5 protein-coding genes and 1 pseudogene are annotated in these 6,200 nt (G+C 61.0%); 4 read left to right on the forward strand and 2 right to left on the reverse strand.

Annotated features, from left to right (window positions below):
• Together FHK92_RS13420 and FHK92_RS13425 are read left to right on the forward strand one after the other, a co-directional pair.
• Positions 1–132, forward strand: a pseudogene (locus FHK92_RS13420) (transcriptional regulator); the annotation flags it as partial.
• Positions 133–386: 254 nt separating this feature from the next.
• Positions 387–596, forward strand: coding sequence for a PA3496 family putative envelope integrity protein (locus FHK92_RS13425; RefSeq protein ID WP_181288468.1), 210 nt, complete (start codon positions 387–389; stop codon positions 594–596).
• On the opposite strand, the gene FHK92_RS13430 is transcribed toward FHK92_RS13425, so the two are convergent.
• Positions 538–1,500, reverse strand: coding sequence for a LysR family transcriptional regulator (locus tag FHK92_RS13430; protein ID WP_181288469.1), 963 nt, complete (start codon positions 1,498–1,500; stop codon positions 538–540). The two genes, FHK92_RS13425 and FHK92_RS13430, sit on opposite strands and share 59 nt — an antisense overlap.
• A gap of 187 nt (positions 1,501–1,687) precedes the next feature.
• Between FHK92_RS13430 and FHK92_RS13435 the strand changes: the two genes are divergently transcribed.
• The gene (locus FHK92_RS13435) at positions 1,688–3,103 is read left to right on the forward strand and encodes an acetyl-CoA carboxylase biotin carboxylase subunit (RefSeq protein WP_003206982.1); all 1,416 of its coding nucleotides are present in this window, start codon (positions 1,688–1,690) and stop codon (positions 3,101–3,103) included.
• Between the two features lie 12 nt (positions 3,104–3,115).
• Positions 3,116–4,924: a sodium-extruding oxaloacetate decarboxylase subunit alpha gene (gene oadA / locus FHK92_RS13440; protein ID WP_181288470.1), complete on the forward strand. Its 1,809-nt coding sequence runs from the start codon at positions 3,116–3,118 to the stop codon at positions 4,922–4,924.
• 62 nt (positions 4,925–4,986) lie between these two features.
• On the opposite strand, the gene FHK92_RS13445 is transcribed toward oadA, so the two are convergent.
• Positions 4,987–6,200 (reverse strand): autotransporter outer membrane beta-barrel domain-containing protein (locus FHK92_RS13445; RefSeq protein WP_258232664.1); only part of this gene is annotated, 1,214 nt, incomplete at its 5' end.

Raw genomic sequence — 6,200 nt, forward strand, 5'->3', positions numbered from 1 at the left:
GTGATCGACGTCCTGGCGATGGGCGTCGCCATGGCGCGTGGTCCGAGCCTGGTCAACCACCTCAAGAGCGTGAAGCGCAGCCTTCGCAGCCTGCGGTTGTCGCCCAAGTCGGTGAAGGCGCTGGACGACTGAGCACTGATCCTGGAAGTCAGGGGCTTTTGTGGCGAGGGAGCTTGCTCCCGCTCGACTGCGCAGCAGTCGCAAACCAGCCAATGCGGTGTATCCGGAAAAATCGTTGGGGGCCGCTGCGCAGCCCAGCGGGAGCAAGCTCCCTCGCCACAAGGGATCATTTCCCCTGAATTCATCGTTCTGTAACCCTCGCGCCGCCAAATCGTCATGCCGCGCCGTCATCGTGAAGCTCCCGTATACGTCTTGGGAGTCTCGACATGACCCAGTCCTACGAAGAACGCAGCGCCGCCAAAACCCGTCGTCAGCAGGAAGACCAGCGCCGCATGGCGTTCCGTCGCGCGATCGAAGACCGTTTCGAGCAGCGCCAGCTCCTGGCTGAAATCAGCGAATTTCCTGACGCGGTTGAATTCAATTACTGGCAGGCAACACCGGCGGCTTCCCGTCGAAACGTTCAACCAGGCCGATGATCTGCGCACGCTCACCGCGAACGAAGGCCAGGAAGGCGTGGGCCACCGGTGACAGGCGCTTGGCCCTGGCCTGAACCAGGCACCAACTGCGGTACAGCGGCAATTCCTCTACCGGCAACTCGATGAGCGCGCCGGACGACAGTTCCCGGCTCACGGCGTGGCGCGTCAACAGTGCCACGCCCAGCCCGGCCACCACGCACTCGCGCTGGGCTTCGGCCGACGCCACCTCTAGTGTCTGGGTGAAATGCACCCGTTTTTCCTTGAAATACTCTTCGCAGGCCAGCCGTGTACCGGAGCCCGGTTCGCGCAGCAGTAGCGTGTAAGGCTCCAGGTCCTGCAAGCGCAGCGGGCCCATGTGACACAACGGATGATCGGGTGGCGCCACGGCAACGATCGGATTGTTGAGGAACGGCAGGAACTCCAGGCCCATGTCCTGGGGCACCATGGACATGATCACCAGATCGTCGCGGTTGTCCGAGAGCCGTCGGATGACTTGGCCGCGATTGACCACCGTGAGGTTCAGGTTGACCTCCGGATGCTGGCGCTTGAACGCGGCGAACAGATGCGGGACGAAATACTTGGCGCTGGATTCCACCGCGAGCTTCAATTGGCCCTGCAGCGAACCCTGCATGTCCGATAGCTGCATGTCGAGATTCTCCAGACGCCCGAAGATGTCCCGGCTGGCGCGTTGCAACGCTTCTGCGGCTTCGGTCATGTAGAGTTTCTTGCCAACGTACTCAAACAAAGGCTGACCAATAAGCTCTTCAAGGGAGCGAATCTGTAGGCTGACGGCCGGTTGCGTAAGCGACATTTCATCGGCCGCGCGACTGTAGGACCGCAAATCGCACACCTCATTGAAGATCTGCAACTGACGCAACGTCATACGCATCAATGACTTACGCATTTTTCAAACACTCTGGGCCGAGACGAATAGCGCAACTATAAGTCTTTGCTTATGCGTGACCCAATAATTATTCATTTTTGTTAATCCCCGGCCGGGACTAGTGTGGACCTGCGACCAATTGTTACATCTGGTCACGCATCGGCCTGAACCCAGGCCGTGGGTATCACCGGCTCAAGGGAACCTCCAATTGATAACAAAGATCCTGATCGCCAACCGTGGTGAGATTGCCGTCCGCATCGTGCGCGCCTGCGCCGAGATGGGCATTCGCTCGGTCGCGGTCTACTCCGACGCGGACCGCCATGCGTTGCATGTCAAGCGTGCGGACGAGGCCCACAGCATCGGCGCCGATCCGCTGGCCGGCTACCTCAACCCGCGCAAACTGGTGAACCTGGCGGTGGAGACCGGCTGCGATGCGTTGCACCCCGGCTACGGTTTTCTCTCGGAAAACGCCGAACTGGCGGACATCTGCGCTGAGCGTGGCATCAAATTCATTGGCCCGTCGGCGGAAGTCATTCGCCGCATGGGCGACAAGACCGAAGCGCGCCGTAGCATGATCAAGGCCGGCGTACCGGTCACGCCGGGCACCGAAGGCAACGTCTCGGGTATCGAAGAAGCCCTGACTGAAGGTGACCGGATCGGTTATCCGGTGATGCTCAAGGCCACCTCCGGCGGCGGCGGTCGGGGTATCCGTCGTTGCAACAGCCGCGAAGAACTCGAGCAGGCCTTCCCGCGCGTTATCTCCGAAGCCACCAAGGCCTTCGGTTCGGCGGAAGTGTTCCTGGAAAAATGCATCGTCAATCCCAAGCACATCGAAGCACAGATCCTGGGCGACAGTTTCGGCAACGTGGTGCACTTGTTCGAACGGGACTGCTCGATCCAGCGCCGCAACCAGAAGCTGATCGAAATTGCCCCGAGCCCGCAACTGACCCCCGAGCAGCGCGCCTACATCGGCGACCTGTCGGTGCGTGCCGCCAAGGCGGTGGGCTACGAGAATGCCGGCACCGTGGAGTTCCTGCTCGCCGAAGGCGAGGTGTACTTCATGGAGATGAACACTCGAGTGCAGGTGGAACACACCATCACCGAAGAAATCACCGGTATCGACATCGTCCGTGAGCAGATTCGCATCGCCTCCGGGCTGCCACTGTCGGTGAAGCAGGAAGACATTCAGCACCGTGGCTTTGCGTTGCAGTTCCGCATCAACGCCGAAGACCCGAAAAACAACTTCCTGCCCAGCTTCGGCAAGATCACCCGTTACTACGCCCCGGGTGGCCCGGGCGTGCGCACCGACACGGCGATCTACACCGGCTACACCATTCCGCCGTTCTACGATTCGATGTGCCTGAAGCTGGTGGTTTGGGCATTGACCTGGGAAGAAGCGATGGACCGTGGCCTGCGAGCGCTGGATGACATGCGCCTGCAAGGGGTCAAGACCACCGCCGCCTATTACCAGGAAATCCTGCGCAATCCAGAATTCCGCAGCGGCCAATTCAATACCAGCTTCGTTGAAAGCCACCCTGAACTGACCAACTACTCGATCAAGCGCAAACCCGAAGAGTTGGCCCTGGCCATCGCCGCCGCCATTGCCGCCCACGCAGGCCTGTAAGGAATCATGACAATGTCCAAGAAGATCCACGTTACCGACACAATCCTGCGCGACGCCCACCAATCGCTGCTCGCCACCCGCATGCGCACCGAAGACATGCTGCCAATCTGCGACAAGCTCGACAAAGTCGGCTATTGGTCTCTGGAAGTCTGGGGCGGTGCAACATTCGATGCGTGCGTGCGCTTCCTGAAAGAAGACCCGTGGGAACGCCTGCGCCAACTGCGTGCCGCGTTGCCCAATACTCGCCTGCAAATGCTCCTGCGCGGCCAGAACCTGCTGGGTTATCGCCATTACAGCGATGACGTGGTCAAGGCGTTCGTCGCCAAGGCGGCGGTCAACGGCATCGATGTGTTCCGTATCTTCGATGCGATGAACGACGTGCGTAACCTGCGGGTCGCCATCGAAGCGGTGAAGGCTGCCGGCAAGCACGCCCAGGGCACCATCGCCTACACCACCAGCCCGGTGCACACCATCGAGGCATTCGTGGCCCAGGCCAAGCAGATGGAAGCCATGGGTTGCGACTCGGTGGCAATCAAGGACATGGCCGGCCTGCTCACGCCATACGCTACCGGCGAGCTGGTGAAAGCGCTGAAGTCCGAGCAGTCCTTGCCGGTGTTCATCCATTCCCATGACACCGCCGGCTTGGCCGCGATGTGCCAGCTCAAGGCTGTCGAGAACGGCGCCGACCACATCGACACGGCGATTTCCAGCTTCGCCTGGGGCACCAGCCATCCGGGTACCGAATCGATGGTCGCCGCCCTCAAGGGCAGCGAGTTCGACACTGGCCTGGATTTGGAGCTGCTGCAGGAAATCGGCCTGTATTTCTATGCCGTGCGCAAGAAGTACCACCAGTTCGAAAGCGAGTTCACCGCCGTGGACACCCGCGTCCAGGTCAACCAGGTACCGGGCGGGATGATTTCCAACCTCGCCAACCAGTTGAAAGAGCAGGGCGCGCTGAACCGCATGAACGAAGTGTTGGCGGAGATCCCGCGAGTACGAGAAGACCTCGGCTTCCCGCCGCTGGTCACCCCGACGTCGCAGATCGTCGGCACCCAGGCGTTCTTCAACGTATTGGCCGGTGAGCGCTACAAGACCATCACCAACGAAGTGAAGCTCTACCTGCAAGGCGGCTACGGCAAGGCACCCGGCGCGGTGAACGAGAAGCTGCGTCGCCAGGCGATCGGCAGCGAAGATGTCATCGACGTCCGTCCGGCCGATTTGCTCAAGCCGGAAATGACCCGGTTGCGCGGCGAAATCGGTGCCTTGGCCAAGTCCGAAGAGGACGTGCTGACCTACGCCATGTTCCCGGACATCGGACGCAAGTTCCTCGAAGAGCGCGAAGCCGGCACCTTGACCCCGGAAGTACTGCTGCCGATCCCAGAGGCGGGCAGCGTGGGCTCTGCGGGCGGCGAAGGTGTACCGACCGAATTCGTCATCGACGTCCACGGCGAAACCTATCGCGTCGATATCACTGGCGTGGGCGTCAAGGCAGAAGGCAAGCGTCATTTCTACCTGTCCATCGACGGCATGCCCGAAGAGGTCGTGTTCGAACCGCTCAACGAATTTGTCGGCGGCGGCAGCAGCAAGCGCAAGCAAGCCACTGCGCCGGGCCATGTCAGCACCACCATGCCGGGCAACATCGTCGATGTGCTGGTCAAGGAGGGCGACGTGGTGAAGGCTGGCCAGGCGGTACTGATCACCGAAGCCATGAAGATGGAAACCGAAGTCCAGGCGGCCATCGCCGGCAAGGTCACCGCCATTCATGTGGCGAAGGGCGACCGGGTCAACCCGGGCGAGATCCTCGTCGAAATCGAAGGCTGATTCAAACAGCCTCGATGCAACGTTTTACCTCGGGGGAGCAGGTGCTCCCCTTTTTTTGCCCGTCAGAACATCATTCGCCATTGCCCCATCAGCGCACCGTTGCGATTGTCCTGGCCCGTTTCGCCGTTGTAGCTCAATCCCAGCGTATGGCGTGGCGAAACGTCCAGGTCCAGCCCTGCCTGCAGCAACGCGCTGTCACGGTCCAGTTCGACACCTTGGATGACATAGGTCTTGCCCCCACTAGCCAGGCGTTGATGAGAGCGACCCCTGACGTCGCCGTAGCGGTGCTTCCAGCCGACATCCAGGCGCGGCGTCAAGCTCATGCCGCGGTCAAACAGGAAGGGGCGGGCGAGGCGCAGGCCCAAGTCGCTGCTGAAATGCTCCTGGGTCTGGTCGTTGTACTGCAATGCAGCGTCCCCACCTTTTTCGGTATAGCCCTCGCGTTTGTAGCGTTGGTAGCCGACTTGGGCATAGGGTTCGATATTGAAACGAGCTATCTCCAAGTTGTAGCCGACTTGCCCAAAGGCTTGCTGGGTTATGGCGTCGTAGCGGCCCTTCAGACGATCCTTGAAGCCGTTGAACGCAACGTGGCGGTTGGTGCTGCCGTCATGATTGCCATGAACAAAACCCAGGCGCAGCGCCACCGGCCCGTCCTGACGCAAGGCGTACGCGCCGACCAGCCAGCTATCGAGTGCTCCGTCGAACTGGTGACTGTCCAGGCGTGTCTGGGTTTTGCTGCCGATGATGCCTAGTCGCCAATTGGGGCTGACAGCCCAGTCGGTTCCCAGCATCAGGCCCTTTGTCGAATGTTTGAGGGCATAGTCGCCCAGTTCCTTGGCGAGACTGCCGTTGCTGCCAATGGCCTGGACCCAGACCTGACCGTCGGAGTGCACGCTCTCCGGGTTTTTCTGGCCCATGGCCGAGAGCATTCCAGTACTGATCGGCGCGATGCTGCTCAAGGTGACATTGCCCAGGGCTGCGATGTCGTAGGCGCTCAGTTGGTCAATGGCGTCGGCGGCGGTGGCCTCGTTGGTGCCGAGCAGCGCGCTGATGGCCTTATTAGGTTTCGCGGCTGGCTTGGCGGCTTGCAACTGGGGGGTGGGTTTCGTTGCGGCGCTGTTGGTTTTTGATGGAATGGCGGGTGTGGGGGGCACGATCTTAGATTGGCTGGCGTCGGTCGCCGCCCTCATGTCGGTGCCGGGTGAGGCGGGGGTGGCTGTATGGTTTTTTTCGACTGACTTGGCGGCTTGTGACTGGGGGGTGGGTTTTAGTGCGT

The organism is Pseudomonas brassicacearum subsp. neoaurantiaca, from assembly GCF_013608025.1.
Classification (GTDB): domain Bacteria; phylum Pseudomonadota; class Gammaproteobacteria; order Pseudomonadales; family Pseudomonadaceae; genus Aquipseudomonas.

Excerpts from the sequence above, each read along its gene's own strand:
- FHK92_RS13425 (WP_181288468.1), top strand. The coding sequence starts at position 387 with ATGACCCAGTCCTACGAAGAACGCAGCGCCGCCAAAACCCGTCGTCAG.
- FHK92_RS13430 (WP_181288469.1), bottom strand. The coding sequence starts at position 1,500 with ATGCGTAAGTCATTGATGCGTATGACGTTGCGTCAGTTGCAGATCTTC.
- oadA (WP_181288470.1), top strand. The coding sequence starts at position 3,116 with ATGTCCAAGAAGATCCACGTTACCGACACAATCCTGCGCGACGCCCAC.